Here is a 26730-nt window from a genome sequence, read left to right as displayed (position 1 = left end):
AATGATATGTTTGATAAAAAAGCTGCTCGCTTACGCAGAGCTAAAAAAACCCGTGCTCATATCCGTGGTTTAGGCGTTAATCGTTTATCGGTAAACCGTACCAATACTCATATTTATGCTCAAATCATTTCACCAACTGGTGGCGAAGTGTTGGCGCAAGCATCAACCTTAGATGCAACTTTACGTTCTGGTGCAACTAGTAATATTGAAGCAGCAACTGCTGTAGGTAAATTAATCGCTGAACGTGCAAAAGCCGCTGGTATTACCAAGGTTGCTTTTGACCGTAGTGGTTTTAAATATCATGGCCGTGTTAAAGCCTTAGCTGATGCAGCCCGTGAAAATGGATTGGAGTTCTAATCATGGCAAAAGTTGAACAAACAGATGGTTTAGTAGAACGCTTGGTAACCGTTGGACGTGTTGCAAAAGTAGTGAAAGGTGGTACAATCTTTTCATTTACCGCATTGACAGTTGTTGGTGATGGTAATGGTCGTGTTGGTTTTGGTCGTGGTAAAGCCCGTGAAGTACCGGCCGCTATTTCAAAAGCCCTAGAAGCTGCTAAACGTAATATGATTACCGTTGATCTTGATGGCACAACTTTACAACATCCTATCACCGCTCGTCATGGTGCAAGCCGTGTATATATGCAACCAGCTTCTGAAGGTACTGGTGTTATTGCTGGTGGTGCGATGCGTGCTGTATTAGAGGTTGCTGGTGTACAAAACGTATTGGCAAAATGCTATGGTTCAACCAATGCTGCGAACGTTGTACGTGCGACATTTAATGGTTTAAAAGAAATGTCATCGCCAGAAAAAATGGCCAACAAACGTGGCAAAACTGTTGAAGAAATTTTGGGCTAAGAGCTAAGGTGAGTTATCATGAAAAAAATGAAAGTTACTCAAATTAAATCGAGTGCCCACCGCTTAGAAAGCCACAAGGCTTGTCTAAAAGGTTTAGGGTTACGTCGTATTGGACATACTGTAGAAGTTGAAGACACCCCTTCTACCCGTGGTATGGTTAACCGTGTTAACTATATGGTTAAAGTGGAGGAAGCATAATGGGACTTCGTTTAAACGAATTATCACCTGCTGAAGGTTCGAAAAAAGCAAAACACCGCCGTGGTCGCGGTATCGGTTCTGGTATCGGTAAAACGGGTGGTCGTGGTATCAAAGGTCAAACTTCACGTTCTGGCTCAGGTATTCGCTCAGGTTTTGAAGGTGGTCAAATGCCACTATATCGCCGTTTGCCAAAATTTGGTTTTACCAGCAAATTGGCAATGGTAACAGCAGAAGTACGTCTATCTGAATTAAATCAAATAGAAGGCGAACTAGTAAGCCTAGAAACCTTGAAAGCGGCGAATATTGTACGTCGTGATATGCAACGTGTTCGTATCATCTTATCAGGTGAAGTAACTAAAGCATATACGTTCAAAGGCGTTAAAGTGACAAAAGGTGCTAAAGCTGCTATTGAAGCTGCTGGTGGTACTGTTGAGGAGTAATCCTAAGTGGCAAAGCATTCAACATCTATGAACCCTTTAAGTTTTATTCGTAAGTATGATGAGCTATTTAATCGCTTATTGTTCTTGTTGGGTGCTTTGGTCGTTTACCGTTTTGGTTCACACGTGCCGATTCCAGGCATGAACCCAGATAGCCTAGCAAACTTTTTTCAAACCAATGAAAATACCATTTTGGGACTTTTTAATATGTTCTCAGGTGGTGCATTGGAGCGGATGTCTGTGATGGCGCTGGGAATTATGCCGTATATTTCTGCGTCAATTATTGTGCAAATGATGACGGCAGTGATACCTTCACTTGATGCTTTGAAAAAAGAAGGTCAAGCAGGGCAACGTCAAATCAATAAATATACAAGGCAACTTACGTTGCTTTTGGCATTTGTGCAAGCCGTTGGTATGTGTACGGGATTAATTAGTCAAAACTTGACCCTATCGTCAGGTATAACTTTTTATGTACCTGCAGTAACTTCTTTGGTTGCAGGTTCTATGTTCTTAATGTGGCTAGGTGAGCAAATTACCGAGCGGGGCATTGGTAACGGTATTTCCATGCTAATTTTAGCTGGAATTGTTGCTACGTTCCCAACCGTAATTACGCAATCGATTACATCAGTGCAACAAGGACAAATGAACATGATTGCCTTGTTTATTTTTGCGATGTTGGCATTGGCGGTGGTTGCAGCGATTGTGTTTATTGAGCGTGCACAACGCCGTATTCCTGTCAATTATGCCCAAAAACAACAACAAGGACGTAAAATCTATGCACAGCAACAATCTCACCTGCCATTAAAAATTAATATGGCAGGGGTAATCCCTGCAATTTTTGCCAGTTCTTTGCTATTATTTCCTGCAAGTTTAGGACAATGGGTTGGACATTCTGCCAATCCAAATATGTTCCAAACCCTTTTGCAAAATATGGCATTGGTATTATCACCTGGACAACCGTTGTATTTGGTGATTTTTGGGGCATTGATTATCTTTTTCTGTTATTTTTACACAGCATTGGTATTTAGTCCAAAAGAAGTGGCAGAAAACTTGAAAAAAAGTGGTGCTTATATCCCTGGTATTCGACCTGGACAACAGACTCAACGTTATTTAGACCATGTGCTTAATCGTTTAACCTTCATTGGTGCGATTTACATGACCCTTATTTGTTTGATGCCAATGATTTTACAATCTGCCTTTGGAATCCCATTCCAGTTAGGTGGAACATCAGTATTAATCAGCGTGGTGGTGATTATGGACTTTATTGCACAAGTTAGAGCCCATTTAATGACTAACCAATATCATGATTATTCGTTGTTGCAGACTGGTGTTAAACAACCTTAACCTACTTTAGGAGCTTAAAATGAAAGTACAAGCATCTGTAAAAAAAATTTGTGGCAATTGCAAAATTGTTCGTCGTAAAGGTGTTGTGCGTGTAATTTGCAGTAGCGAATCACGTCACAAACAACGTCAAGGCTAAAAATATCAATTAGTGCTTGCAAAAATGTAGCGGATATAGTATTATCCGCTACTTGTTGTGATTTTGAAATTTTGTAGATAACCAAAGTTCAATTTCACACATAAGAGTAGATGAATTATTCATCTTGTTTTTAAAATTGGAGAAATGTCAATGGCTCGTATTGCCGGTGTAAACATTCCGGACAACAAGCATGCTATCATCTCATTAACTTACATTTTTGGTATTGGTCGTACCACTGCTGCTAAAATCTTAGAAGCGGTCAACATTGCACCAACTATCAAAATTGGTCAGTTAGATGATGCACAGCTTGATGCTGTCCGTTCAGAAGTTGCAAACTATACGACAGAAGGTGACTTACGTCGTGAAATTTCGATGAATATCAAACGTTTGGTGGATTTAGGTTGCTATCGTGGTTTGCGCCATCGTCGTGGTTTGCCAGTTCGTGGTCAACGTACTAAAACAAATGCGCGTACTCGTAAGGGTCCACGTAAAGCAATTAAAAAATAATTTACTTAGGAAGCTAAAAGATGGCAAAAGACACTCGTAGTCGCAAAAAAGTGACTCGCCGCTCAGTTTCTGAGGGCGTAGCCCATATCCATGCGTCTTTTAATAACACCATTGTAACCATTACCGACCGTCAAGGTAATGCTTTGGCTTGGGCCACCGCCGGTGGACAAGGCTTCCGTGGTTCACGTAAATCAACACCATTTGCTGCTCAGGTAGCTGCTGAAGTTGCGGGTAAAGCTGCACAAGAATACGGCGTAAAAAATGTTGATGTGTTGGTGAAAGGTCCAGGACCTGGTCGTGAGTCTGCGGTTAGAGCATTAGGTGCTTTGGGTTATAAAATTAACAGCATTAGCGATGTAACCCCGATTCCACACAACGGAACTCGTCCACCTAAAAAGCGTCGCGTATAAGGAGACTCTTCATGGCCCGTTATCTAGGTCCTAAATTAAAATTATCACGTCGTGAAGGTACTGACTTACAGTTAAAATCAGGCGTAAAAGCATACGAAGAGAAAACCAAAAAAGCTGGTCGTGCACCAGGTCAACATGGTAATCCTCGTAGCAAAACTTCAGAATACTCTGCACAATTACGTGAAAAACAAAAAGTTAAGCGTATGTATGGTGTATTAGAGCGTCAATTCTCTAACTATTATAAAGAAGCAGCACGTATGCGTGGTGCAACAGGTGAAAACTTGTTACAAATGTTAGAGCGTCGTTTGGACAACGTCGTTTATCGTATGGGTTTTGGTGCAACTCGTGCAGAAGCACGTCAATTGGTTAGCCACCGTGCGATTTTGGTGAAAAAAGCTGGACGTGATGAATTTGTTCGTGTGAATATTCCATCAATCCAAATCCAAGACGGTGACGTGATTGCTGTACATGAAAAATCAAAAGAACAATTGCGTATTAAAAATGCAATTGAGCTTGCAGGGCAACGTGGTACACCAGCATGGTTAGAAGTTGACCATAGCAAACTACAAGGTACTTTTAAACAAGCACCTGACCGCACTGAATTGCCAGCAGAAATCAACGAACACTTGATCGTTGAGTTGTACTCTAAATAATTAATTATACTAACTATAAAGTCGAGGTGACATATGATGCTAAATGCTACAGAGTTTCTAACACCGAAAGCCATTCACGTGGATACGGTCAATGAAACGCATGCCAAAGTCACGCTCGAACCGTTAGAAAGAGGCTTTGGGCATACACTTGGAAATGCCCTTCGCCGTATTCTATTATCTTCATTGCCTGGTGCTGCGGTTGTCGAAGCAGAGATTGAAGGCGTGGATCATGAGTATTCAACCTTAGAAGGTTTGCAAGAAGACGTTTTAGACTTGTTGTTAAATTTAAAAGGTTTGGCAATTCAGCTTCATGACCAAAATGAAGTATTCTTAACCCTTGATAAACAAGGTCCTGGTACAGTACTCGCATCTGATATTGAATTACCGCACAATGTTGACATTATCAACCCTGATTTGGTTTTAGGCACGTTAAGCGAGCGTGGGCATTTAAAAATGCGTTTACATGTTGCGATTGGACGTGGCTATGAACCTGCAAATGTGCGTAAAGAGGTAGCAGATAGCAAGGTGATTGGTCGTCTAAAATTAGACGCAAGCTATAGCCCTGTTGTGCGTGTGGCTTATCAAGTTGAAAATGCTCGTGTAGAACAACGTACCGACCTAGACCGCTTAGTGATTGAACTTGAAACCAACGGTACGATTGACCCTGAAGAGGCAATCCGTAAAGCTGCAACGATTTTACAACAACAAATCGCTGTATTCGTTGATTTAGAGGCAGAACAAACACCGGAGCCTGTTAAGGAAAAAGAAGAGGTTGACCCTGTGCTTCTACGCCCAGTGGATGACTTAGAATTAACGGTTCGCTCAGCAAATTGCTTAAAAGCGGAAAACATTTATTACATTGGCGATTTGGTACAACGCACCGAAACTGAGTTGTTAAAAACCCCAAATCTAGGTAAGAAATCATTAACTGAAATCAAAGATGTGTTGGCTTCTAAAGATTTAGAGCTAGGAATGCGTCTTGATAATTGGCCACCAGCTGATTTGCGTGTTGATGACCGTTTTTCTTACCGTAGCCGTTAAAATTTAAAGGAAGTTTGACCATGCGACATCGTAACAGTGGAGTTAAACTGGGTCGTACCAGTAGCCATCGTAAGGCCATGTTCCAAAATATGACGAACTCACTATTTGAACATGAACTAATCAAAACCACATTACCAAAAGCTAAAGAATTACGCCGTGTGGCAGAGCCACTAATCACTTTAGCCAAAGAAGATTCAGTTGCTAATCGTCGTTTAGCGTTCAGTCGCTTACGCAACAAAGCAACCGTTGGTAAATTATTCACAACTTTGGGCCCACGCTATAAAGCGCGTCCAGGTGGATATCTACGTATTATCAAGTGTGGCTACCGTGATGGTGATGCTGCACCAATGGCTTATGTTGAATTAGTTGACCGTGACTAATTGACACAATCCATTAGGCTGTTACAATCTAACAGCTAAGTAGCCCCATAAGTCGTTGTGCTTATGGGGCTTTAGCGTATCAATGGGGTGCTAGATTACAATGTTGGATTTAAGTTTGGAAATGGTCGCCATGTTGGTTGCGGTTGCGACATTGGCAGGTTTTGTAGATGCGATTGCAGGGGGTGGGGGGTTATTGACCATGCCAGCGATGTTAATGGCAAATATTCCGCCATTGTTTATGCTCGGCACGAATAAATTACAAGCAACTGCAGGTTCATTTTCCGCATCGATTACCATGATTTTAAATAAAAAAATCCACCCCAAAGAAATTTGGCAAGCGATTATGACTTGTTTTATTGGTGCGATGCTCGGTGCGATTGCCGTGCAGCTATCACCACCAGATTTATTAACCAAAGCCATTCCATTTTTGATTGCAATGATCGGGATTTATTATTTATTTGCTCCAAATTTGGGTAAAGTTCACACCAAACCACGTTTAACTTTAAACCAATGGCGATATGGTGCGATTCCATTAATTGGTTTTTATGACGGCTATTTAGGGCCAGGCACAGGCATGTTTTTGGGGTTAAGTGGGGTATTGGGTCGTGGTTATGATTTGATTAAAGCGACAGCAGTGGCAAAATTACTCAATTTTACCAGTAATATTGCATCTCTGACTTTTTTTATCATTGGTGGTAAAGTTTTGTGGAGTGTGGGTTTTGCCATGATGATTGGGCAATTTATCGGGGCAAGTTTGGGAGCAAATTTAGCGGTAAAAGGTGGTGTCGCTTTTATCCGTCCGATGATTGTGCTGATGTGCTTTGCCATGCTGAGTAAATATGTGTTTTTTAGTTAATAATATTTAAATAATTTTTTTAAAAAATATGAGAAATACGATGACAGCTGAAATATTTTTGAGCGTGTTTCTGGGAATTGGCTTGGCGGCAAGCTCAGGTTTTCGGGTGTTTGTGCCGTTATTTGAACTCAGTTGTGCTTCTTATTTTGGCATTATTCCGTTGAACGAAACGTGGATGTGGGTTGGTTCAGTTCCTGCGTTAGTGATTTTGGGCGTGGCGAGTATCGTTGAGTCGGTGAGCTATCTTGTGCCTGTGCCTGTGCTGGATAATTTGTTAGACACGATTGCCGTACCGTTGGCTGGGGTGGCAGGGACGTTGGCTATTGTTGCAGGTGGTGGGGCGGCGACTATTAAAGGTACGAGTGCGACCACTCGGGCGGTCTCCACCGCAACTACAGGTGGTTTGGTAAATCCTGCAATCTCTATGGCGGAAACGGGTACGGCGATTGGCTTATCGGTATTGTCAATTTTTGCCCCAATCATTGCCATGGTTGCGTTAGTGATTGGTTTAATTGGTTTTATTTGGTTAATTACAAAATTAAGAAAATCCAATAATATTCGTTAAAAAAATAAGGAAATTATATGCAAAACAGTGGGCCAACTTTACAAAGTAGCTTAATGGATTGGTTAAACTATATGCACAATATCCATGTCTCTGCTATTGATATGGGGCTAGAACGTGTGTTCCCCGTATTTCAAAATTTAGGTATTGATAAGCCGAATGCCTATGTGTTTACTGTGGCAGGGACAAACGGTAAGGGCTCAACTACTGCCACGATAGCCAGTATTTGTGAAAAAGCAGGTTATAAAGTTGGGCTGTATCAATCACCACATTTGTTAGTTTTTAACGAACGTGTAAAAATTAATCAAGACATGGTATCCGATGCTTTGTTAATTCAAGCTTTTGCCAAAGTGGAAAAAGCGAGAATTGAATGTGGCTTGACCTTGTCGTTTTTTGAAATGACCACGTTGGCATCGTTTTGTATTTTTGCCGAACAACATTGCGATGTTTGGGTGCTGGAAGTCGGTTTGGGTGGTTGTTTGGACGTGGTGAATGTGATTGACCCAAATTTGGCGGTAATTACTAATATTGGCATCGACCATGTGGATTGGCTCGGCGATACGCGTGAAAAAATTGGTGTTGAAAAAGCAGGTATTTTACGCAATGATATCACGTTAGTGTATGGTGAAAGTGATATGCCGAATACTATTCCGCCGATTATTGCTGAACATCACGCCAAGTTATTACAGTTTGGTACGGATTATTTTTATCAACAAAAGTCGGAAAGTCAATGGCAATATAGCAGTGCAGGGGTTACCTTGGGTTTACCGTTACCGAATTTGTCATTACACAATACTGCAACGGCGATTACAGCAGTGTTGGCGAGTCAGTTAGATATTGACGTATCGCATATTTGTCAAGCATTGCCCAACATTCATTTGGCAGGACGTTTTGATAAACGTCAGATTTTAGGGCGTCAATGGGTGTTTGATGTCGCTCATAATGAACATGGGATTAATTTTTTATTAAGTCAATTTTTACCATTTTGGCAAAATTATCAACAAAAACAAGCTGATGCCAAATTGTATTTGATTTTTTCAATCTTAGCTGATAAAGACATTGATAAAGTTTTGGCGAAATTAGTTACTTTGCCGATACACAAATTATTTAGCGGTGAAATTGACTTTTTTAGAGCCACGCCAAAAGCCGATTTGCAACGCCAACTCGCCAATTATTTCGATAATTTTATCGTGTATGATAATTTGGCACAAGCGACCGAGCAGGCGATTGCCGAGAGCAAACCGCAGGATGTACTGTTGGTTTGCGGTTCGTTTCACACGATTAGCGACGTGTTACAGAGCGGTTTTGTCAAATAATGTAAAAAAATATTTATTATTGGCACGTTTTACGCTAATATTATCATTGGCTATTTTATTAAAAATAAGTTAATTAAAAATTTGGATTTTTTATTATGCTAAAAAATAAAGCCTTAGTCGGTGTATGTGTGTTGCTGGGCGGTAGTGTGTTGCTATATGCGACGCTTAACCAAATTATGACGGAACAAAATTCGGTAGAAAATCAAGCTCCTGCCAAACCGGTTGTCGTGCCCAAACAAGACCACAATATGATACAACCGCTGACTGCCGATATTCAAACTGAACAAAATATTTTGGCCCAAAAACAAAAAGAACGTGAACAACGCGTAGAACAGCAAGAAAAAGAAGCCCAACGCTATTTGACCGAGCAACAACGCATTGAAGCCGAAGCAATTGCCCGTAGCCGTGCTGAAAATCAACTGTATGTCAAAGAAGACGAAATCGCTCGTCCTGTGGTAACGCCACGTCCTGTCGATACCACAAAGCCATCGGCAACCACACAGCCACAAGTCGTTGAACAAGCAAGCCCTGAAATTGTACAAAAAAAAATTGAATTAACTCAGCAAGAAACTCGCGCGGCCGAGCGACAAGCCGAGCAAAAACAACGTGAAATTGCCCAACAACAAAAGCAACAACAAGAAAAACTGGCAAAACAAAAACGTCAAAAAGAACAAGAGCAAGCGAAACAACAACAAGCTCAACTTGAAAAACAAAAATTAGAAAAACAAGCTCAAGAAAAAGCTGAACAAGCCCAAAGACAAAAAGTTGAAAAACAGCAATCAGAACAACAAAAACAAGCCCAACTACAAGCCCAGCAACAAGAAAAAATTCGCCCAAGTACGTATCAAGTGAAACGTGGTGAAGGTTTAATCCAACTATCTCGCCGTTACAACGTGCCTGTTGATGCTTTAGCACAAGCCAATGGTTTAGATAAAAATACATCGTTAAGAGTTGGGCAACAACTCATCATTCCGAGTGAAAAACAAGCAAAACGCTTGCAGCAAGAAGCCCAAGCCCAAGCCCAACAAAAACAACAATTTCAAACTGCCAATGACAAACTCAAAGAAGCGCGTCAAACCGCAAAAACAACCGATGCTAAAGGTACTTTTGGTGTACAAGTCGCCTTAGCATCTGACCAAAAAAAAGCGGATGAAATCGCAAAAAAACTGCAATCAGCAGGTTATAAAGTTAAAACTAGCCAAACTAGCCGAGGCGTGCGTGTGGTTGTCGGACCAGAAACAGGTAAAGATACTGCTTTGGCACTTAAAGATAAAATTAATGCCGACTCACGCGTGGATGTGAGTAACGCATGGGTACTTTATTGGTAAAGTATTAGCAAGATTTTGAGTGATTTTTGGTAAAAACTCACAAAAAAATGCAAAAATACTTGCAATTTGTCAAAAACGAAGTATAATACGGTTTCCTAACGATTAAAGGCGATTAGTTCAATTGGTAGAGCGTCGGTCTCCAAAACCGAATGTTGGGGGTTCGAGTCCCTCATCGCCTGCCATTTATTCGTTTTATTAAAATGATTTTTCATCATTTTAATGTGTCAAAAATGTCAGACAGGACAGCCTTATGAAAAATATGCTAGAAAAAAAACTAGCAGAGCTTAACGGCGAAAGGGTGTCTGGTGAACCAATAATTATCCGTGAAACACCTGCGATTGAAGTTGCTAAAAGGCATTCTGCAAAAGACATTGCACTATGGCTGTATGCGATTGTCGCTTTAATTTCTGCAACCTTGGTAAATCAGTATTTACCAGCTTATTGGCAACCAGCAAACAATGTTTGGACTCGCATCGGCGTAATTGCAACATTGATTATTTCTGCCTTTATTGCTTTGGCATTTACCAACCAAGGTAGTGCGTTTAAAACCTTGTTATTAGACGCTCGCATTGAGTTACGCCGAGTCACATGGCCAACTAAAGTAGAAACGAGCCAATATACTTGGCAAAGCGTGGTGGTTAGTTTGATATTGGCATTTTTAGTTTGGGTATTGGATGTGACATCCTCCCAAATTATGCAGTTGGTGATTGGTTGATTTTCAATGATTAATTGGTTTTGACCAACATTTTTAAGTTGAATTTATAAAGTATAAAAGCCCACAATTGTGGGTTTTTATGTATGGTTTTTAAACAAGTTATAGGAATCTCGCCCATGCGTTGGTATATCGTACAAGCATTTTCAGGTTTTGAAAAACAAGTGCAACGTTCACTGATTGAGCGTATCAATCGCAGTGAACATAAAGAGTTATTTGGTCAGGTACTTGTGCCGACCGAAGAAGTGATTGAAATGCGTGACGGCAAAAAACGTAAAAGTGAGCGAAAATTTTTTCCAGGTTATGTGTTGATTGAAATGGAGATGAATGACCATACCTGGCATTTGGTAAAAGAATGTCCCCGTGTGATGGGCTTTATTGGTGGTACACCTGAAAATCCTGCACCAATTACCCAAAAAGAAGCGGATACCATTTTAAATCGTTTGAACCATAACGAAAATAAACCGCGTCCAAAAACGTTGTTTGAACCAGGTGAAGAAGTGTTGGTGATTGACGGTCCATTTACCGAGTTTAAAGGCTTGGTGGAAAAAGTGGATTATGAAAAATCCCGCTTGCAGTTAACGGTAAATGTGTTTAATCGTCCAACCCCTGTAGAGCTTGAGTTTAACCAAGTGGAAAAAGCCAACGCTTAATTTAGACCAAATTTTAGCAATCCTTTGTTTGCAATTTTGTGAAAAACTTCAAAGAATGCTTTACCTTTTATAAAAAATCATTATAATAGTGTCTTTTTGTGGCTAGGCCTTTTATTTTTTGGTTTAATTTACAAGAAAACGTTATATATCACAGGGGAGCTATCGTTAAAGATAGCGTTATACCCACAATAAGGAGTCTATTATGGCTAAGAAAATTGATGGCTACATCAAATTGCAAGTGCCTGCTGGCAAAGCAAACCCATCACCACCGATTGGTCCAGCATTGGGTCAAAAAGGTGTTAACATTATGGCGTTCTGTAAAGAATTTAACGCTGCAACTTCTAACATGGAACCAGGTTTACCAGTTCCAGTAGAAATCACGGTTTACAATGATAAATCATTTACTTTTATCATGAAATCGCCACCTGCCGCTTTCTTAATTCGTAAAGCTGCGGGTGTTGCAAAAGGTTCTGGTGTGCCAAACAAAACCAAAGTGGGTAAAGTAACCCGTGCTCAATTAGAAGAAATTGTAAAAACCAAAGAAGCAGACTTGACCGCTGCTGAGCTAGAAGCTGCCGTGCGTACAATCGCTGGTACAGCTCGCTCAATGGGTATTGATGTGGAGGGTCTGTAATGGCTAAATTAACTAAACGTCAAAAAGCAATTGCTGAAAAATTTGATGCAAACAAACAATACACCCTTGCAGAAGCGGTAGCGATTTTAAACAGCTTGCCACCTGCAAAATTCAAAGAATCAATTGATATCGCAGTAAACTTGGGCGTTGACCCACGTAAATCTGACCAAGTGGTTCGTGGTGCAACTAACTTACCTGCAGGTACTGGTAAAACCAAACGTGTTGCTGTGTTTGCACAAGGTGCAGCAGCGGATGCCGCTAAAGAAGCGGGTGCAGATATCGTTGGTTTTGAAGACTTAGCAGATAGCATTAAAGCAGGTAACATGGACTTCGATGTGGTCATCGCTTCACCTGATGCAATGCGTATTGTTGGTCAATTAGGTACAATTCTAGGTCCACGTGGCTTGATGCCAAACCCAAAAGTTGGTACCGTGACACCAAACGTTGCGGAAGCAGTTAAAAATACCAAAGCTGGTCAAGCACAATACCGTGTTGATAAAGCAGGTATTATCCATACCACGATTGGTCAAGTCGGTTTCACGGCTGAACAAATTGAAGATAACGCTCGTGCGTTGATTGCGGATTTGAAAAAAGCAAAACCTGCGACTTCAAAAGGTATTTATATCAAGAAAATTACTTTGTCTAGCACCATGGGGCCGGGTATTACTTTAGATCCAGTTCCATACCGTCTAGCATAATTTGGTAATTTGACAGATTTTCTAAAAATTTCAAAATTTAGTTCAGCACACGGGTTGTGCTGTCTAAGACCGTAGGTTCGGTGCTTTAATACTGTTACACATATTTAAAGCACTGTTTAATAGATAGCTGCCTACGCAGATGGAAGGTTTAAATTGGTTTTAGTTAACTTAAACCCCATACATTCACGATAATTGGCGTTCTTTAAACGTTGATTATTAAAATTGGCTTTATTAATGACAATTTGTTGTTAATTTTGTTATTAATAATATGGAGACAACCCATGGCATTAAATCTTCAAGACAAACAAGCGATTGTTGCTGAAGTAAGTGAATCTGCCAAAGGTGCCCTTTCTGCTGTTGTTGCTGACGCACGTGGTGTGACAGTCGGCAAAATGACCCAACTTCGTAAAGATGCTCGTGCAGCAGGTGTTGAAATGCGTATTGTGCGTAATACTTTGTTACGCCGTGCCTTAGAAGACACTGACTATGCAGTATTGAATGAAGTGTTCACAGGTCCAACACTAATTGCTTTCTCAAATGAACATCCAGGTGCAGCAGCACGTTTGTTTAAAGAGTTTGCAAAAACAAACGATAAGTTTGAAATCAAAGGTGCAGCTTTTGGTGGTGAGTTTATTGCGGGCAAAGATATTGACCGTTTGGCAACCTTACCAACTTACGACGAAGCGATTGCGCGCTTGATGGGTACAATGAAAGAAGCTGCGGCTGGCAAACTTGTACGTACTCTTGCGGCTCTACGCGACAAAATGCAAGACGAAGCGGCTTAATTTTTCGCCAGTTTTGTATTGTAATATTTAAACAAATTCACTTATTTAGGAATATTTATCATGGCATTAACTAACCAAGAAATCCTTGATGCAATCGCTGAAAAATCAGTAATGGAAATTGTAGAACTTATCTCTGCAATGGAAGAAAAATTTGGTGTATCAGCTGCGGCAGCTGCGGTTGCAGTTGTCGGTGGTGGCGACGCTGGCGGTGCTGCTGCTGAAGAAAAAGATGACTTTAACGTTGTGTTGACTGGTGCTGGTGACAAGAAAGTAGCTGTTATTAAAGCAGTTCGTGAAATCACGGGTTTAGGCTTGAAAGAAGCGAAAGACTTAGTTGAAGGTGCACCACAAACTGTTAAAGAAGGTGCAAATAAAGCTGAAGCTGAAGAATTGAAGAAAAAATTAGAAGAAGCAGGGGCAACTGTAGAGTTGAAATAATTCTCGTTGCGTGAGCTTTGGGCTAATTTAGTCTGATATTTCACTTCACAATAGTCATTATTGTTCTTGCAATAATGACTTTTTTTTTGTATAATAAAAAACTTGACCTTTCGTGTCAGACGTGGCACAGCGACAAAGGACACTTTTGTTTCATGCAAAAAAATAACATTGCTAATCAATGAATTTCGCTAAAAGCTAAATGCCAGTTGGGTGTTTGGCTTTTTGTCGTTTTCGTGTGTTTTTTGTTGGCGGTTATTTTTCCACAAGAATAAGATAAGTTAGATGTTTGATCTGATTTGTTGGTTAAGTTAGTTGTATTGATGATGTTTGGCAAGATTTGATCTTTTTAAGGTTAAGCTAAGCGGTTAAAGTTTTGGCTTTAAAAATGGGTTTTGTTAGACGATAAATTCCAGCATTTGGGTTTGTTTGTGGTTACAAATAGGCTAGGTGTTTGGGTAGCATTAACGCTTTGAATGTTTAAGGACTTTTAATGGCATACTCGTATACTGAAAAAAAACGCATTCGTAAAAGTTTTGCTCAATTGCCCACCGTGATGGATGTGCCGTATTTGTTGGCAATTCAGGTGGCTTCTTATGAGCAGTTTTTGCAAGAACATAAAAAGCCTAAAGGTCGTGAGAACATTGGTTTGCAGGCTGCTTTTAATTCTATTTTCCCGATTGAGAGTCATACGGGTAATGCTGAGTTGCAGTTTGTTGAGTATTATTTGGGCAAACCTGAGTTTGATGTGCGTGAGTGTATTTTGCGTGGTTCAACTTATGCAGCACCGCTTCGTGTCAAAATTCGTTTGATTATTAAAGATAAAGATGCGAAAGATAAAACGGCAACGGCGGCGATTAAAGATATCCGTGAGCAAAGTGTGTACATGGGTGAAATTCCACTGATGACCGAAAACGGTACGTTCGTGATTAACGGTACAGAGCGTGTGATTGTGTCACAGTTGCACCGTTCGCCAGGGGTGTTTTTTGACCATGATAAAGGCAAATCGCATTCAAGTGGCAAGGTGCTCTATAACGCACGTATTATTCCTTACCGTGGGTCTTGGTTGGATTTTGAGTTTGATGCCAAAGATTTGGTATTTGCTCGTATTGACCGACGTCGTAAATTATTGGCAACGGTGATTTTGCACGCTATTGGTATGAATACGCAACAAATTTTGGATGCGTTTTATGAAAAGATTAGCGTGTATAAAGGCGAAGAACAATTTGAAATTGACCTAGTGGCTGACCGTTTGCGTGGTGAAATGGCTCAGTTTGACATCGTTGCACCAGACGGTAAAGTGTTGGTAGAACAAGGCAAACGTATTAACGCTCGTATCATTCGTCAAATTGAGCAATCAGGTATGCAAAAGTTAGCGGTGCCTGATGAATATTTGTATGAGCGTATTTTGGCACAAGACATCGTTGTGAATGAAGAGGTCATTGCGTATGCTAACCAAGTGCTTGACCATGAGACTTTGGTAAAAATCAGTGCCAATAATGTCAAAGAATTTAGTATTTTGTTTACCAATGACATTGACCATGGTTCCTATATTGCTGATACGTTGCGTGCGGATACCGCTTTGACACGTGAAGAAGCTTTGATTGAAATTTACAAAGTGATGCGTCCAGGTGAGCCACCAACCTTAGAAACGGCTGAAAAACTGTTTGAAATGATGTTTTTTAGTTCAGAACGTTATGATTTGTCAAACGTAGGGCGTATGAAGTTTAACCGCCGTTTGGGACGTGAATTTGAGCCAACGAATGACCCAGAGTTACAACGTGAGCGTGGTATTTTGACCCATGCTGATATTATTGATACCTTAAAAATGTTGGTAGATATCCGTGATGGTCGTGGTGAAGTGGATGATATTGACCACTTGGGTAATCGCCGTGTGCGTTCAGTTGGTGAGATGACCGAAAACCAATTTCGTGTTGGCTTGGTGCGTGTGGAACGTGCGGTCAAAGAGCGTCTAAGCTCAGCCGAATCGGATAATCTATCCCCACAAGATTTGATTAATTCAAAACCTGTGGCAGCAGCGATTAAAGAATTCTTCGGTTCATCACAACTGTCACAATTTATGGATCAAAATAACCCGTTGTCAGAGATTACCCATAAACGCCGTGTTTCTGCGTTAGGACCAGGAGGTTTGACCCGTGAACGTGCAGGTTTTGAAGTGCGTGACGTGCACCAAACACATTACGGTCGTGTGTGTCCGATTGAAACGCCTGAAGGTCCGAATATTGGTTTGATTAACTCGTTGGCAGTTTATGCCAAAACCAATGAGTTTGGGTTCTTGGAAACGCCTTATTTAAAAGTGGTAGATGGTCAAGTTACTGATGAAATTGAATATTTATCAGCGATTGAAGAAGTTGGCACGGTGATTGCACAAGCGGACTCACCGATTGATGAAAATGGACGTTTGACCGAAGATTATGTATCAGTGCGTAATTATGGTGAATTTGTGCGTATGTCGCCTGATAAGGTCACTCATATGGACGTTTCACCACGTCAAGTTGTGTCGGTTGCGGCGAGCTTAATTCCATTCTTGGAACATGACGATGCGAACCGTGCTTTGATGGGTTCAAACATGCAACGTCAAGCCGTGCCAACCTTACGCTCTGATAAACCACTCGTCGGTACAGGTATGGAACGCCACGTTGCACGAGATAGTGGCGTATGCGTCATTGCCAAACGGGGCGGGGTGATTATGGATGTTGATGCCAGTCGTATCGTGGTTAAAGTTAACGAAGATGAAATGCAAGTAGGTGAAGCGGGTATTGATATTTATAACTTGATTAAATACACCCGTTCTAACCAAAACACTTGTATCAACCAACGCATTATCGTGAACCTTGGCGATGAGATTGCCCGTGGAGATATTTTGGCTGATGGTCCTTCTACCGATTTGGGTGAGTTGGCATTAGGTCAAAATATGCGTGTGGCGTTTATGCCGTGGAATGGTTATAACTTTGAAGACTCGATTTTGTTATCAGAACGTGTGGTGAAAGAAGACCGTTTTACCACCATTCACATCCAAGAATTAACCTGTGTGGCTCGTGATACCAAACTGGGTCAAGAAGAAATCACAGGCGATATTCCAAACGTGGGCGAAGCTGCGTTGGCAAACCTTGACGAAGCAGGGATTGTGTATATCGGTGCAGAAGTTGAAGGGGGTGATATTTTGGTGGGTAAAGTAACGCCAAAAGGCGAAACCCAACTTACCCCAGAAGAAAAACTACTGCGTGCGATTTTTGGTGAAAAAGCCGCTGATGTCAAAGACACCTCACTGCGTGTACCATCAGGCACAAAAGGCACAGTGATTGATGTACAAGTATTCACTCGTGATGGCGTGGAAAAAGATAGCCGTGCATTGGCGATTGAAAAAGCCCAACTTGACAGTTACCGTAAAGACTTAAAAGAAGAGCTAAGCATTTTTGAAAATGCCGCTCGTGGTCGTATCGTCAGCTTGTTAAGCGGTCAGAGTGTGAGCGGTGGTGCAGGTTTAAAATCAGGCACAGTATTAACCGCAGACATGATGCAAGATATGTCGCTTGAAACTTTGCTTGATATTCAAGCGGTACAAGAAGAAACCGCAGAACGTTTAAGTCAAATTGCGGAATATTTAAAAGACAAGCAAGCCGAAATTGATGAAAAATTCACCGAGAAAAAACGCAAATTAACCGCAGGCGATGATTTGGCACATGGGGTACAAAAAATTGTCAAAGTGTATCTAGCCGTGAAACGCCGTATCCAACCGGGGGATAAAATGGCGGGTCGTCATGGTAACAAGGGCGTTGTCTCTCGTATCATGCCTGTAGAAGATATGCCATATGATGAAGACGGTAACCCTGTTGACGTCGTACTAAACCCGCTAGGCGTACCGTCTCGTATGAATGTGGGTCAGATTTTGGAAACCCATTTGGGCGGTGCTGCCAGAGGTTTGGGGATTAAAATTGACGAAATGCTTAAAGCCCAACGTGCAGTAAGCGATTTGCGTGAATTTTTGGACAAAATTTATAACCAAATCGGTGGCGAAACCGTTGATTTAAACAGCTTAACCGATGATGAAATTATTGCGATGGCTCAAAACTTGCGTGCAGGTGTGCCAATGGGTACGGCGGTATTTGACGGTGCGAAAGAAACCCAAATCAAAGGTTTGCTAGAGCTTGCCAATATGCCAACTAGTGGGCAACAAGTGTTGTTTGATGGACGGACAGGCGAACAGTTTGACCGCCCTGTAACTGTGGGTTATATGTATATGTTAAAACTTAACCACCTCGTTGATGATAAAATGCACGCTCGTTCAACAGGTTCTTACTCGCTTGTTACCCAACAACCGCTTGGTGGTAAAGCCCAGTTCGGTGGTCAGCGTTTTGGTGAGATGGAGGTTTGGGCATTGGAAGCGTACGGTGCTGCTTACACCTTGCAAGAAATGTTAACCGTGAAATCGGATGATGTGGAAGGTCGTACCCGTATGTATAAAAACATCGTGGACGGTGAGCAAAACATGGCACCAGGTATGCCAGAGTCGTTTAATGTATTGACCAAAGAAATTAAATCACTGGGTATTAACATTGAACTAAAAGACCACAGTAACCAAAAAAACTAAGCAGGGTTTGCCAAACTTGATTTAACATAGGTCTAATACTGATTTAAAAAATAAATTAGGTTTGGCAATTTGCACCATTTTTATCAAATACTCAATCAAAATCAGCCTTGATAAACCGTTATAAACAAAGCGATTACGATTGAAAAAGATTATCCTTGACTCACGATGGAGAAGTAATTTGAAAGATTTATTAGAAAGCATAAAAAACCCTGTGGACTATGGCAATCCAGAGTTTGACAGTATTCAAATTTCTTTAGCATCGCCAGACACCATCAAATCGTGGTCGTATGGTGAAGTGAAAAAACCTGAAACCATTAACTATCGTACTTTTAAACCAGAGCGTGATGGCTTGTTTTGTGCCAAAATTTTTGGACCTGTAAAAGATTACGAATGTCTCTGTGGTAAATACAAACGCCGTAAATTCCAAGGTATTATTTGTGAAAAATGTGGCGTAGAAGTAACCGCTGCCAAAGTTCGCCGTGAACGCATGGGGCATATTGAATTGGCAAGCCCTGTTGCACATATTTGGTTTTTAAAATCCTTGCCGAGCCGTATCGGTTTGTTGCTTGACATGACGTTGCGTGATATTGAGCGTGTGCTTTATTTTGAAAGCTATGTGGTTACCGACCCAGGTATGACCAGCCTTGAAAAATACCAATTGCTTGATGATGAAGATTATTTCAAAGCCTTAGAAGAATTTGGCGATGAGTTTTCAGCAAAAATGGGTGCAGAAGCGGTTCAAGATTTGCTGAAAGACATTGATGTAGATTTGGAAATTGACCAATTGCGTGAAGAAATTCCACAAACAGGTTCAGAAACCAAACTTAAAAAAATGTCAAAACGTTTAAAATTGTTAGAGTCGTTCCGTGATTCTAATAATAAACCTGAGTGGATGGTGATGAATGTATTGCCTGTGTTGCCACCGGATTTGCGTCCATTAGTACCACTAGAAGGTGGACGTTTTGCGACAAGTGATTTGAACGATTTATACCGCCGTGTGATTAACCGTAACAACCGTTTAAAACGTCTGCTTGAGTTAAATGCTCCTGACATCATCGTGCGTAACGAAAAACGTATGTTGCAAGAATCGGTTGATGCCTTGCTTGATAATGGTCGCCGTGGTCGTGCGATTACAGGGTCAAATAAGCGTCCGCTAAAATCATTGGCAGACATGATTAAAGGTAAACAAGGTCGTTTCCGTCAAAACCTGCTTGGCAAACGTGTGGACTATTCAGGTCGTTCGGTGATTACCGTAGGTCCATATTTGCGTTTGCACCAGTGTGGTTTGCCAAAGAAAATGGCGTTAGAACTCTTTAAACCATTCACTTATGCCAAATTGTTACAAAATGGTATTGCAACCACCATTAAAGCCGCCAAGAAAATGGTTGAGCGTGAAGAGCCAGCCGTTTGGGATATGTTGGCAAGTGTAATCCGTGAACACCCAGTGTTGTTAAACCGTGCACCAACCCTTCACCGTTTGGGCTTACAAGCCTTTGAGCCAGTATTGATTGAAGGTAAGGCCATTCAGTTACACCCACTCGTGTGTAGTGCATTTAACGCCGATTTTGACGGTGACCAAATGGCGGTACACGTGCCATTGACCTTAGAAGCACAGCTTGAAGCTCGTGCCTTGATGATGTCTACCAACAATATCTTATCACCCGCCAATGGTGAGCCGATTATCACGCCGTCTCAAGACGTTGTTTTGGGCTTGTATTATATTAGCCGTGCGGACGTGCGTGTGAAAGGGAATGACATGACCTTTGCCGATATGAATGAGGTATATCGTGCATTGGGAACGGGTGAATTAAGTGTTAATGCTAAAATTAAAGTACGTGTTACCGAAACGCATTTTGACGAAAATGGCAACGAAAGTATCACTACTCGTATGGTTGATACCGTGGCAGGGCGTTGTTTGATTTGGAACATTACGCCAAAAGGCATGAGTTTTGACGAAGTTAACAAAGAGATGACCAAGAAAAACATCTCAAAGTTGATAAACTCATGCTATCGTCAAATGGGCGTAAAACACAGTGTTATGTTCGCTGACCAGTTAATGTATCTCGGTTTTGCCCAAGCGACTTTGTCAGGTGTTTCAATCGGTATGGAAGATATGGTAATTCCACCGACCAAAAATACCATTATCGCCAGTGCCGATGCTGAAGTGCGTGAAATCGAAAGTCAGTTTGAGCAAGGTTTTGTTACCGCAGGCGAACGCTATAACAAAGTGATTGATATTTGGTCGCGTACCAATGACCAAATCGCCAAAGCGATGATGGATAATTTGTCATTTGACGATGTTACCAATTATAAAGGCGAAACAGAAAAACAAAAATCATTTAACTCAATTTATATCATGTCCGACTCAGGGGCTCGTGGTAGTGCGACCCAAATCCGTCAGTTGGCGGGTATGCGTGGCTTGATGGCAAAACCAGACGGCTCAATTATTGAAACGCCGATTAAAGCGAATTTCCGTGAAGGTTTGAGCGTTTTACAATACTTTATCTCAACCCACGGTGCACGTAAAGGTCTTGCCGATACCGCATTGAAAACCGCAAACTCAGGTTACTTAACGCGTCGTTTGGTGGACGTGGCACAAGACTTGGTAATTACTCAAGAAGACTGTGGCACTGAAAAAGGTATTTTGATGAAACCACACATTGAGGGCGGTGAAATCATTGAGCAACTTGCCGACCGTGTGTTGGGGCGTGTTACCGCAAAAGATGTGCTTTCTAGCAAAACTGGTGACGTGGTTATCTCTGCAGGCACGTTACTTGACGAACATCTTGTCAAAGTGCTGGATGAGCATGGTATTGACGAAGTTTGGGTGCGTTCGGTAATTACTTGTGATGTGCCGTATGGCGTGTGTGCAAAATGTTACGGTCGTGATTTGGCCCGTGGTCATCGGGTTAATATCGGTGAATCAGTTGGCGTTATGGCAGCTCAGTCAATTGGTGAACCAGGTACCCAGTTAACGATGCGTACCTTCCACGTGGGTGGTGCTGCAAGTGCCGAATCAGTACAAAATAGCATCCAAGTTAATAATGCAGGTACCGTACGTTTCCAAAACTTAAAATCGGTAACCCATGCGGACGGACATTTGGTCGTGGTTTCACGTTCAGCCGAAATCAGCATTACTGATGAGCTAGGACGTGAGCGTGAGCGTTATAAAGCCCCTTATGGTTCTTCGGTTATGGTGAATGACGGTGACAACGTGGATGCAGGGCAAACCATTGCAAAATGGGACCCACACACCCACCCAATTATTACCGAAGTTTCAGGTAAAGCACGCTTTAACGATATTAATGATGGCGTAACCGCCACCATGAAAATTGATGAAGCAACGGGTATGAGCTCGTACGAAATCCTTGCGGTGAAAGACCGCCCAAGTAGTGGTAAAGACTTGCGTCCAGCCATTATTTTGGACACGAAAGACGGCAAAGAAGTGGTGTATTTCTTACCACAACAAACCATTATCCGTGTGCATGAAGGTGATGACGTAACGACAGGTTCGGTATTGGGGCGTGTTCCACAAGAAAGCTCAGGTACTAAGGATATTACAGGTGGTCTGCCACGGGTTGCTGATTTGTTTGAAGCTCGCCGTCCAAAAGACCATGCGATTATGGCAGAAATGAGTGGGACGGTCAGCTTTGGTAAAGAAACCAAAGGCAAAAACCGCTTTGTCATCACCAATGAAGACGGTGAAATCCATGAAGAGTTGATTCCAAAATGGCGTCAAATTAACGTGTTTGAAGGTGAACATGTGGAACGTGGCGAAGTGATTGCTGACGGCCCTGCCAACCCGCACGATATCTTACGCTTAAAAGGTGAAACGGCTTTGGCAAATTATATCGTGAATGAAGTGCAAGACGTTTACCGTTTACAAGGTGTGAAAATCAATGATAAGCACATTGAAGTCATTATCCGTCAAATGCTTCGTAAAGTTGAAATTGTGGATGGTGGCGACTCAAGCTACTTTAAAGGTGACCAAGCCGAATATGCCGATATCGTGGCGTTAAACCAAAAACTTGACAGCGAAGACAAATTCCCTGTGAAATTTGAACGTTTATTGCTCGGTATTACTAAAGCATCGTTGGCAACCGAAAGTTTCATCTCGGCGGCATCGTTCCAAGAAACTACCCGTGTGTTAACAGCGGCTGCGGTCACTGGCAAAGTTGACGACTTGCGTGGATTAAAAGAAAACGTAGTAGTCGGTCGTCTTGTACCGTCAGGTACAGGTTTGGCATATCACACACACCGCCAAAATGCAGGCAACCAAGAAACAGAAATTAACCTTGATACCGTGTTAGAAAATAGCTTTGTAGAAGGGGTAATTCCTGCAGATGTGGCTGGATTTGCGGATTTTGATGAAAAATTTGCTGAAGAATTTCATCAAGACAAATAATCATTGATTGTTTGTTAAAGTTTAGCTTAAACAAAAGGGTCAGTCAAGTTGCTGACCTTTTTGCTATTATAAAAAACTGACAATAACGGTAGCGTAAATTTAGCTCAAAATTCCGTAAAGTTTTTTGGTTTACGGTGAGTTTGTGAGCATAACGGAAAAACCGTTACCTTTGTATAAGCTTGGTTATCACAAATTAAATTCTTTAATGAAATAATCTATTCACTTAACGTATGTTATTTATCAAAAGGAACTCATATGGCAAATCGTGTCGCCCGTTATCAAGCGGATAGAACCAATCAAAAACTGTACTTTTGTCGGATTTATTGTGAATTAGCAGAAGAAACCGAACAAAAGCAACTCGCCGATGCTCATTTGGAAAGTGCGATTTTACATTTATACGGTGGTTATTTGGCGTTTTTGCAAGAAATTGCCCGTTATTATCAGCTAAAGATAACCAACCCAACTTTGATGATAATTGCCGATAAATTGGCAGAAAAAACCCAAATTTCACCGGAAATTGTACGGTTACGCCAATTAAGCAAAACCGATTTTTTGTCAGACATTGAACAAGCGTGGCAACACGTTAATTTTAAACCCATTTCTAAAGAAATCACACAAGAAGCTAATCAAGAAATTAGCCAACAATCAAGTGATAGCAACCGCTTGCCAACCGTGGATGTCATGGCAAATGAAACGTTTGGCAAAAATCTACCCGGTGCGGTGATTTCGGTGGATATGGTACGTCAATGGCGAACGGATTTGTTGACAGTAATTGAAGATTTACGAGCGGGTATGGTGGAGTTTTAAGATGTCAAACACTTGAAGCAAAGAAAGCCCCAATCTGTTGATTAGGTTTCTGTTTTTACGCACGTTTGCTAAAAAATTAATTTGATTAGTCTTGTGCATTGATACGCCGATTGGTTTCAATTTGTGCATTATTACGGTTTGGTTTCGCTGGCTTTTTGGTGTCTGCCGTTGTGGATGCCGTTTCGTCTTCAGGCTGTTCTTCAGGGCGTTTTTGGGTGACTGCTTGTGGTGGCTTGCTGTTATCTTCTTTGATTTCACGTCCTTTACTATCTAGACGGCGTTCACCATCATCGGTCAGTTCAATGGTTTCTTGCTCTTGTTTTTTGGACTTAGCACGGTTGTTTACCGAAACCCATTCAACAGGCATGCCTTTAAGCATTTTTGAGGTAAAATCCATCCAAATTGGCAAGGCAGCCACTCCACCAAACTCACCTTTACCAAGACCTTTTGGTTGGTCAAAACCGACCCAAACGATGGTTGACATGGTTGGGTGAATACCCGCAAACCATGCATCTTTGGCATCATTGGTTGTCCCTGTTTTACCACCGACATCAGAACGTCCAAGTGCTCGGGCTTTTTTCGCCGTACCACGTTGGATAACGTCACGGAGCATATTTGCCATTTGGAACGCAGAGCTAGATGCGATGATACGTGGGGCTTGTTGGCTTGGATTATACTGAATGGCAGATGGTTGTAGTTTATCACTATCAGGGCCAGCATCATACAGTTCGGCTTCAAGCATGGCTTGACGAGCGAGCAAATCTTCTTTGGCTTTTTCGTGCTTCCTGTCTTTGTCGATATCTTTGTCTTTGCTGTTTTTATCAGTGTCTTTTTTGTCCGATTTTTCAGCTTTGCTATCTTCTGTGTCTTTATCAATCGGATTTTCATTTAACAAATCAATTTTTTTATCATCAATCTTTTCGCCATTTTTTTGATATTCTTCAAATGCTTTTAAGGTTTCGGCATTGATTTTTTTCAATTTACTGTTAAAACAAGTGGCACACGCTTGTTGCGGATTGGCTTGATAAATTAATTTCCCATTATAATCGAACAGTTGTTCAATAAAATACGGCTGAATACGATGTCCACCATTGGCAATCGCTGCATACGCGGTTGCCATTTGCACAGGTGTGGCTTCACCTGCACCAAGTGCCAACGACAGTGTAGTCGGCATACGGTCTTTTTCTAAGCCAAATTGATTGAGCATTTCACGTGTATCAGGAATACCTGCTGAACGTAGAACGCGAATCGAAACAAGGTTACGCGATAAAAATAGCCCTTGACGTAGTGGAATCGAGCCAAGAAAGCGACCATCTGAGTTTTTTGGTGTCCAATTACCTACCTTTAATGGGCCATCAGAAACTAGGGTATCGGGGCTAAAACCCTTTTCCAAGGCGGTGGTATAAACCAACGGCTTAATGGTTGAACCAGGTTGGCGATAGCCTTGTAAAGCTCGGTTAAACTTACTTTTGTTAAAGTCAAAACCACCTGTGGCGGCGATTAACGCCCCTGAATCAGGGTCAACCGATACCAAGGCCCCTTCCACCGCAGGTAATTGCACCAAATTCCAAGCTGTATCGTCATTGTTGCGGGTGATATAGACCACGTCGTGTCGACGTACACTTGCACCGCCATAAGATTGGCGAACATATGACATCGATGCGGTGACTTCTTCGCCATTTTTCATTGTGGCGGTAAAACTACCCCCCATATTTTTGCTGACTTCCACAGGATAAAATGGTGGAATATCAGGAAATTTGTGTAAATCTGCAGGTTGTTCTTTGTCTTTGGTATTGGGTGGTTTTCGCCAACCGTGACGGCGATCATAGGCGAACAAACCACGTTTTAACGCATTATCCGCAATTTCTTGGTCGTGGCTGTCAATGGTCAAACGCACTCGCCAACCTGAATCCATCACGTTTTCGCCATATTGTTCCACCAATCCAACACGAGCCATTTCTGCCAAATACGGGAAATTTTTATCCAGTTTTGCTTGATAGAGTTTTAAATTAATCGGTGCTTTCACAGCCTCTTCATATTGTGCTTGTGTGATGGAACCATTTTTTAACATTTGACCCAAAATCCAATCTCGGCGTTCCAAAGAACGCTTTGGATTCAAGACAGGGTTGTATTTACCAGGGGCTTTTGGTAAGCCTGCAATCATTGCCATTTCAGCAATGGTAAGATTTTCTAAAGATTTACTATAGTACTGCTTTGCTGCAGCCTTAATACCATAGGCTCCCTGCCCCAAATAAATTTTATTCACATATAAAGTAAAAATTTCTTTTTTGCTAAGTTTTTCTTCGATTTTTCGGGCTAAAAATAATTCAACCAATTTACGGTTTAAGGTACGTTCAGGTGATAAAAAATAGTTTTTTGCTACCTGCATGGTAATGGTTGAGCCACCTGTTTGCCCTTCATCGTCACTGACAGCTTCGGTCAACGCACGCCCAATCCCTTTAACACTAATCCCACTATGCTGAAAAAATGACGCATCTTCCGCTGCCAAAAACGCATTGACCATGTCTTGCGGTACTTCTTCATAAGTCACAGGCAGGGACATGGTATTGCCATATTGTCCAATTAATTGGTTGTCTTTGGTATAGATTTGTAGTGGCATCGCAAGTTTGGCTTGTTTTAACTCATCAAGGCTAGGCAGGCTTGGTGAAATATACATTGCCATGCCGTAAAAACCAATCGGAAACGCAAGTACCAAAACAAATGCAAATGCTAACATTGCCAATATCAAATTGACAAAAAACCTTAACAACGAAAAAGAAGCAGTTTTAGACATAAAATTTAATTAGCAACAGAAAATAAAACGCTATTATACCCAAAAATTTGGCATAGCAGTACAAAATATTTACCATTTATCATTTTTTTACCCCAATTATGAGATAAAATTTAAAAAAGGGTTGAATAATGTAACTTAATGCAGTATCTTATATCTTGTAGAAATTTTCT

25 protein-coding genes and 1 tRNA gene are annotated in these 26730 nt (G+C 41.4%); 25 read left to right on the top strand and 1 reads right to left on the bottom strand.

Annotated elements, in window-relative coordinates; genetic code table 11:
- Window positions 1–6: 6 nt before the first annotated feature.
- From rplR to A3G3_RS0103585, 25 genes are all read left to right on the top strand, one after another.
- Window positions 7–357 carry a 50S ribosomal protein L18 gene (gene rplR, locus A3G3_RS0103705; RefSeq protein WP_019519201.1) on the top strand — a complete coding sequence of 117 codons (351 nt, stop codon included), beginning with the start codon at window positions 7–9 and terminating at the stop codon, window positions 355–357.
- 2 nt (window positions 358–359) lie between these two features.
- Entirely contained in the window at window positions 360–857 is a 498-nt protein-coding gene (rpsE, locus tag A3G3_RS0103700) for a 30S ribosomal protein S5 (RefSeq protein WP_019519200.1), read from the top strand.
- 18 nt (window positions 858–875) lie between these two features.
- A complete protein-coding gene (gene rpmD, locus A3G3_RS0103695; RefSeq protein WP_019519199.1) occupies window positions 876–1055 on the top strand; it encodes a 50S ribosomal protein L30 in 180 nt (59 codons plus the stop codon).
- Entirely contained in the window at window positions 1055–1495 is a 441-nt protein-coding gene (gene rplO, locus A3G3_RS0103690; RefSeq protein WP_019519198.1) for a 50S ribosomal protein L15, read from the top strand. The genes rpmD and rplO overlap by 1 nt, the downstream gene beginning before the upstream one ends.
- A 27-nt stretch (window positions 1496–1522) precedes the next feature.
- Window positions 1523–2836: a preprotein translocase subunit SecY gene (gene secY, locus A3G3_RS0103685; RefSeq protein ID WP_019519197.1), complete on the top strand. Its 1314-nt coding sequence runs from the start codon at window positions 1523–1525 to the stop codon at window positions 2834–2836.
- Between the two features lie 19 nt (window positions 2837–2855).
- A complete protein-coding gene (gene rpmJ, locus A3G3_RS0103680) occupies window positions 2856–2972 on the top strand; it encodes a 50S ribosomal protein L36 (protein ID WP_019519196.1) in 117 nt (38 codons plus the stop codon).
- Between the two features lie 150 nt (window positions 2973–3122).
- On the top strand, window positions 3123–3479 hold the full coding sequence (gene rpsM / locus A3G3_RS0103675; RefSeq protein ID WP_019519195.1) for a 30S ribosomal protein S13: 357 nt from the start codon (window positions 3123–3125) through the stop codon (window positions 3477–3479).
- Window positions 3480–3499: 20 nt separating this feature from the next.
- On the top strand, window positions 3500–3889 hold the full coding sequence (rpsK, locus tag A3G3_RS0103670) for a 30S ribosomal protein S11 (RefSeq protein ID WP_019519194.1): 390 nt from the start codon (window positions 3500–3502) through the stop codon (window positions 3887–3889).
- Window positions 3890–3900: 11 nt separating this feature from the next.
- Window positions 3901–4542, top strand: coding sequence for a 30S ribosomal protein S4 (gene rpsD, locus A3G3_RS0103665; protein WP_019519193.1), 642 nt, complete (start codon window positions 3901–3903; stop codon window positions 4540–4542).
- Window positions 4543–4575: 33 nt separating this feature from the next.
- Window positions 4576–5583, top strand: coding sequence for a DNA-directed RNA polymerase subunit alpha (locus A3G3_RS0103660; RefSeq protein ID WP_019519192.1), 1008 nt, complete (start codon window positions 4576–4578; stop codon window positions 5581–5583).
- 20 nt (window positions 5584–5603) lie between these two features.
- Complete coding sequence (gene rplQ / locus A3G3_RS0103655; protein ID WP_019519191.1) at window positions 5604–5963, top strand: 50S ribosomal protein L17; 360 nt, start codon at window positions 5604–5606, stop codon at window positions 5961–5963.
- A gap of 100 nt (window positions 5964–6063) precedes the next feature.
- Entirely contained in the window at window positions 6064–6819 is a 756-nt protein-coding gene (locus A3G3_RS0103650; protein ID WP_019519190.1) for a TSUP family transporter, read from the top strand.
- A gap of 40 nt (window positions 6820–6859) precedes the next feature.
- Window positions 6860–7384 (top strand): DUF4126 domain-containing protein, encoded by a 525-nt coding sequence (locus A3G3_RS0103645; RefSeq protein ID WP_019519189.1) that lies wholly within the window; start codon window positions 6860–6862, stop codon window positions 7382–7384.
- 17 nt (window positions 7385–7401) lie between these two features.
- Window positions 7402–8697 (top strand): bifunctional tetrahydrofolate synthase/dihydrofolate synthase, encoded by a 1296-nt coding sequence (gene folC, locus A3G3_RS0103640; RefSeq protein ID WP_019519188.1) that lies wholly within the window; start codon window positions 7402–7404, stop codon window positions 8695–8697.
- 95 nt (window positions 8698–8792) lie between these two features.
- A complete protein-coding gene (locus A3G3_RS0103635) occupies window positions 8793–10025 on the top strand; it encodes a LysM peptidoglycan-binding domain-containing protein (protein WP_019519187.1) in 1233 nt (410 codons plus the stop codon).
- Window positions 10026–10131: 106 nt separating this feature from the next.
- Window positions 10132–10207 (top strand) — tRNA-Trp (locus A3G3_RS0103630).
- 68 nt (window positions 10208–10275) lie between these two features.
- Window positions 10276–10740 carry a preprotein translocase subunit SecE gene (gene secE / locus A3G3_RS0103625; RefSeq protein ID WP_019519186.1) on the top strand — a complete coding sequence of 155 codons (465 nt, stop codon included), beginning with the start codon at window positions 10276–10278 and terminating at the stop codon, window positions 10738–10740.
- Between the two features lie 116 nt (window positions 10741–10856).
- Window positions 10857–11390, top strand: a complete 534-nt coding sequence (gene nusG / locus A3G3_RS0103620; RefSeq protein WP_019519185.1) for a transcription termination/antitermination protein NusG — start codon at window positions 10857–10859, stop codon at window positions 11388–11390.
- A gap of 202 nt (window positions 11391–11592) precedes the next feature.
- Window positions 11593–12024, top strand: coding sequence for a 50S ribosomal protein L11 (gene rplK / locus A3G3_RS0103615; protein WP_019519184.1), 432 nt, complete (start codon window positions 11593–11595; stop codon window positions 12022–12024).
- A complete protein-coding gene (gene rplA / locus A3G3_RS0103610) occupies window positions 12024–12722 on the top strand; it encodes a 50S ribosomal protein L1 (protein WP_019519183.1) in 699 nt (232 codons plus the stop codon). The genes rplK and rplA overlap by 1 nt, the downstream gene beginning before the upstream one ends.
- A gap of 281 nt (window positions 12723–13003) precedes the next feature.
- Window positions 13004–13507, top strand: coding sequence for a 50S ribosomal protein L10 (gene rplJ / locus A3G3_RS0103605; RefSeq protein WP_019519182.1), 504 nt, complete (start codon window positions 13004–13006; stop codon window positions 13505–13507).
- A 60-nt stretch (window positions 13508–13567) separates the two neighbouring features.
- Window positions 13568–13945, top strand: a complete 378-nt coding sequence (gene rplL / locus A3G3_RS0103600) for a 50S ribosomal protein L7/L12 (protein WP_019519181.1) — start codon at window positions 13568–13570, stop codon at window positions 13943–13945.
- A gap of 490 nt (window positions 13946–14435) precedes the next feature.
- On the top strand, window positions 14436–18554 hold the full coding sequence (gene rpoB, locus A3G3_RS0103595; protein ID WP_019519180.1) for a DNA-directed RNA polymerase subunit beta: 4119 nt from the start codon (window positions 14436–14438) through the stop codon (window positions 18552–18554).
- 178 nt (window positions 18555–18732) lie between these two features.
- Window positions 18733–22959, top strand: a complete 4227-nt coding sequence (gene rpoC, locus A3G3_RS0103590) for a DNA-directed RNA polymerase subunit beta' (RefSeq protein ID WP_019519179.1) — start codon at window positions 18733–18735, stop codon at window positions 22957–22959.
- 255 nt (window positions 22960–23214) lie between these two features.
- Window positions 23215–23766: a DUF6586 family protein gene (locus A3G3_RS0103585; RefSeq protein ID WP_019519178.1), complete on the top strand. Its 552-nt coding sequence runs from the start codon at window positions 23215–23217 to the stop codon at window positions 23764–23766.
- 85 nt (window positions 23767–23851) lie between these two features.
- Here the strand turns inward: A3G3_RS0103585 and A3G3_RS0103580 are convergent, their stop codons facing one another.
- Window positions 23852–26560, bottom strand: coding sequence for a penicillin-binding protein 1A (locus tag A3G3_RS0103580; protein WP_019519177.1), 2709 nt, complete (start codon window positions 26558–26560; stop codon window positions 23852–23854).
- Between the last annotated feature and the right edge of the window lie 170 nt (window positions 26561–26730).

The organism is Moraxella boevrei DSM 14165, assembly GCF_000379845.1.
GTDB classification, from domain to species: domain Bacteria; phylum Pseudomonadota; class Gammaproteobacteria; order Pseudomonadales; family Moraxellaceae; genus Faucicola; species Faucicola boevrei.
Note: the sequence above shows the minus strand (reverse complement) of the source record. Positions and strands in the feature narration are given on the sequence as shown.

Bases quoted from the DNA above. Each gene is read 5' to 3' on its own strand.
- rplR (WP_019519201.1), top strand. From the start codon at position 7: ATGTTTGATAAAAAAGCTGCTCGCTTACGCAGAGCTAAAAAAACCCGT.
- rpmD (WP_019519199.1), top strand. From the start codon at position 876: ATGAAAAAAATGAAAGTTACTCAAATTAAATCGAGTGCCCACCGCTTA.
- A3G3_RS0103635 (WP_019519187.1), top strand. From the start codon at position 8,793: ATGCTAAAAAATAAAGCCTTAGTCGGTGTATGTGTGTTGCTGGGCGGT.
- secY (WP_019519197.1), top strand. From the start codon at position 1,523: ATGAACCCTTTAAGTTTTATTCGTAAGTATGATGAGCTATTTAATCGC.
- folC (WP_019519188.1), top strand. From the start codon at position 7,402: ATGCAAAACAGTGGGCCAACTTTACAAAGTAGCTTAATGGATTGGTTA.
- secE (WP_019519186.1), top strand. From the start codon at position 10,276: ATGAAAAATATGCTAGAAAAAAAACTAGCAGAGCTTAACGGCGAAAGG.
- rpsE (WP_019519200.1), top strand. From the start codon at position 360: ATGGCAAAAGTTGAACAAACAGATGGTTTAGTAGAACGCTTGGTAACC.
- A3G3_RS0103660 (WP_019519192.1), top strand. From the start codon at position 4,576: ATGATGCTAAATGCTACAGAGTTTCTAACACCGAAAGCCATTCACGTG.
- rpoB (WP_019519180.1), top strand. From the start codon at position 14,436: ATGGCATACTCGTATACTGAAAAAAAACGCATTCGTAAAAGTTTTGCT.
- rpmJ (WP_019519196.1), top strand. From the start codon at position 2,856: ATGAAAGTACAAGCATCTGTAAAAAAAATTTGTGGCAATTGCAAAATT.
- nusG (WP_019519185.1), top strand. From the start codon at position 10,857: ATGCGTTGGTATATCGTACAAGCATTTTCAGGTTTTGAAAAACAAGTG.
- A3G3_RS0103585 (WP_019519178.1), top strand. From the start codon at position 23,215: ATGGCAAATCGTGTCGCCCGTTATCAAGCGGATAGAACCAATCAAAAA.
- rplO (WP_019519198.1), top strand. From the start codon at position 1,055: ATGGGACTTCGTTTAAACGAATTATCACCTGCTGAAGGTTCGAAAAAA.
- rpsM (WP_019519195.1), top strand. From the start codon at position 3,123: ATGGCTCGTATTGCCGGTGTAAACATTCCGGACAACAAGCATGCTATC.
- rpsD (WP_019519193.1), top strand. From the start codon at position 3,901: ATGGCCCGTTATCTAGGTCCTAAATTAAAATTATCACGTCGTGAAGGT.
- rplK (WP_019519184.1), top strand. From the start codon at position 11,593: ATGGCTAAGAAAATTGATGGCTACATCAAATTGCAAGTGCCTGCTGGC.
- rpsK (WP_019519194.1), top strand. From the start codon at position 3,500: ATGGCAAAAGACACTCGTAGTCGCAAAAAAGTGACTCGCCGCTCAGTT.
- rplJ (WP_019519182.1), top strand. From the start codon at position 13,004: ATGGCATTAAATCTTCAAGACAAACAAGCGATTGTTGCTGAAGTAAGT.
- rplQ (WP_019519191.1), top strand. From the start codon at position 5,604: ATGCGACATCGTAACAGTGGAGTTAAACTGGGTCGTACCAGTAGCCAT.
- rplL (WP_019519181.1), top strand. From the start codon at position 13,568: ATGGCATTAACTAACCAAGAAATCCTTGATGCAATCGCTGAAAAATCA.
- A3G3_RS0103650 (WP_019519190.1), top strand. From the start codon at position 6,064: ATGTTGGATTTAAGTTTGGAAATGGTCGCCATGTTGGTTGCGGTTGCG.
- A3G3_RS0103580 (WP_019519177.1), bottom strand. From the start codon at position 26,560: ATGTCTAAAACTGCTTCTTTTTCGTTGTTAAGGTTTTTTGTCAATTTG.
- rplA (WP_019519183.1), top strand. From the start codon at position 12,024: ATGGCTAAATTAACTAAACGTCAAAAAGCAATTGCTGAAAAATTTGAT.
- A3G3_RS0103645 (WP_019519189.1), top strand. From the start codon at position 6,860: ATGACAGCTGAAATATTTTTGAGCGTGTTTCTGGGAATTGGCTTGGCG.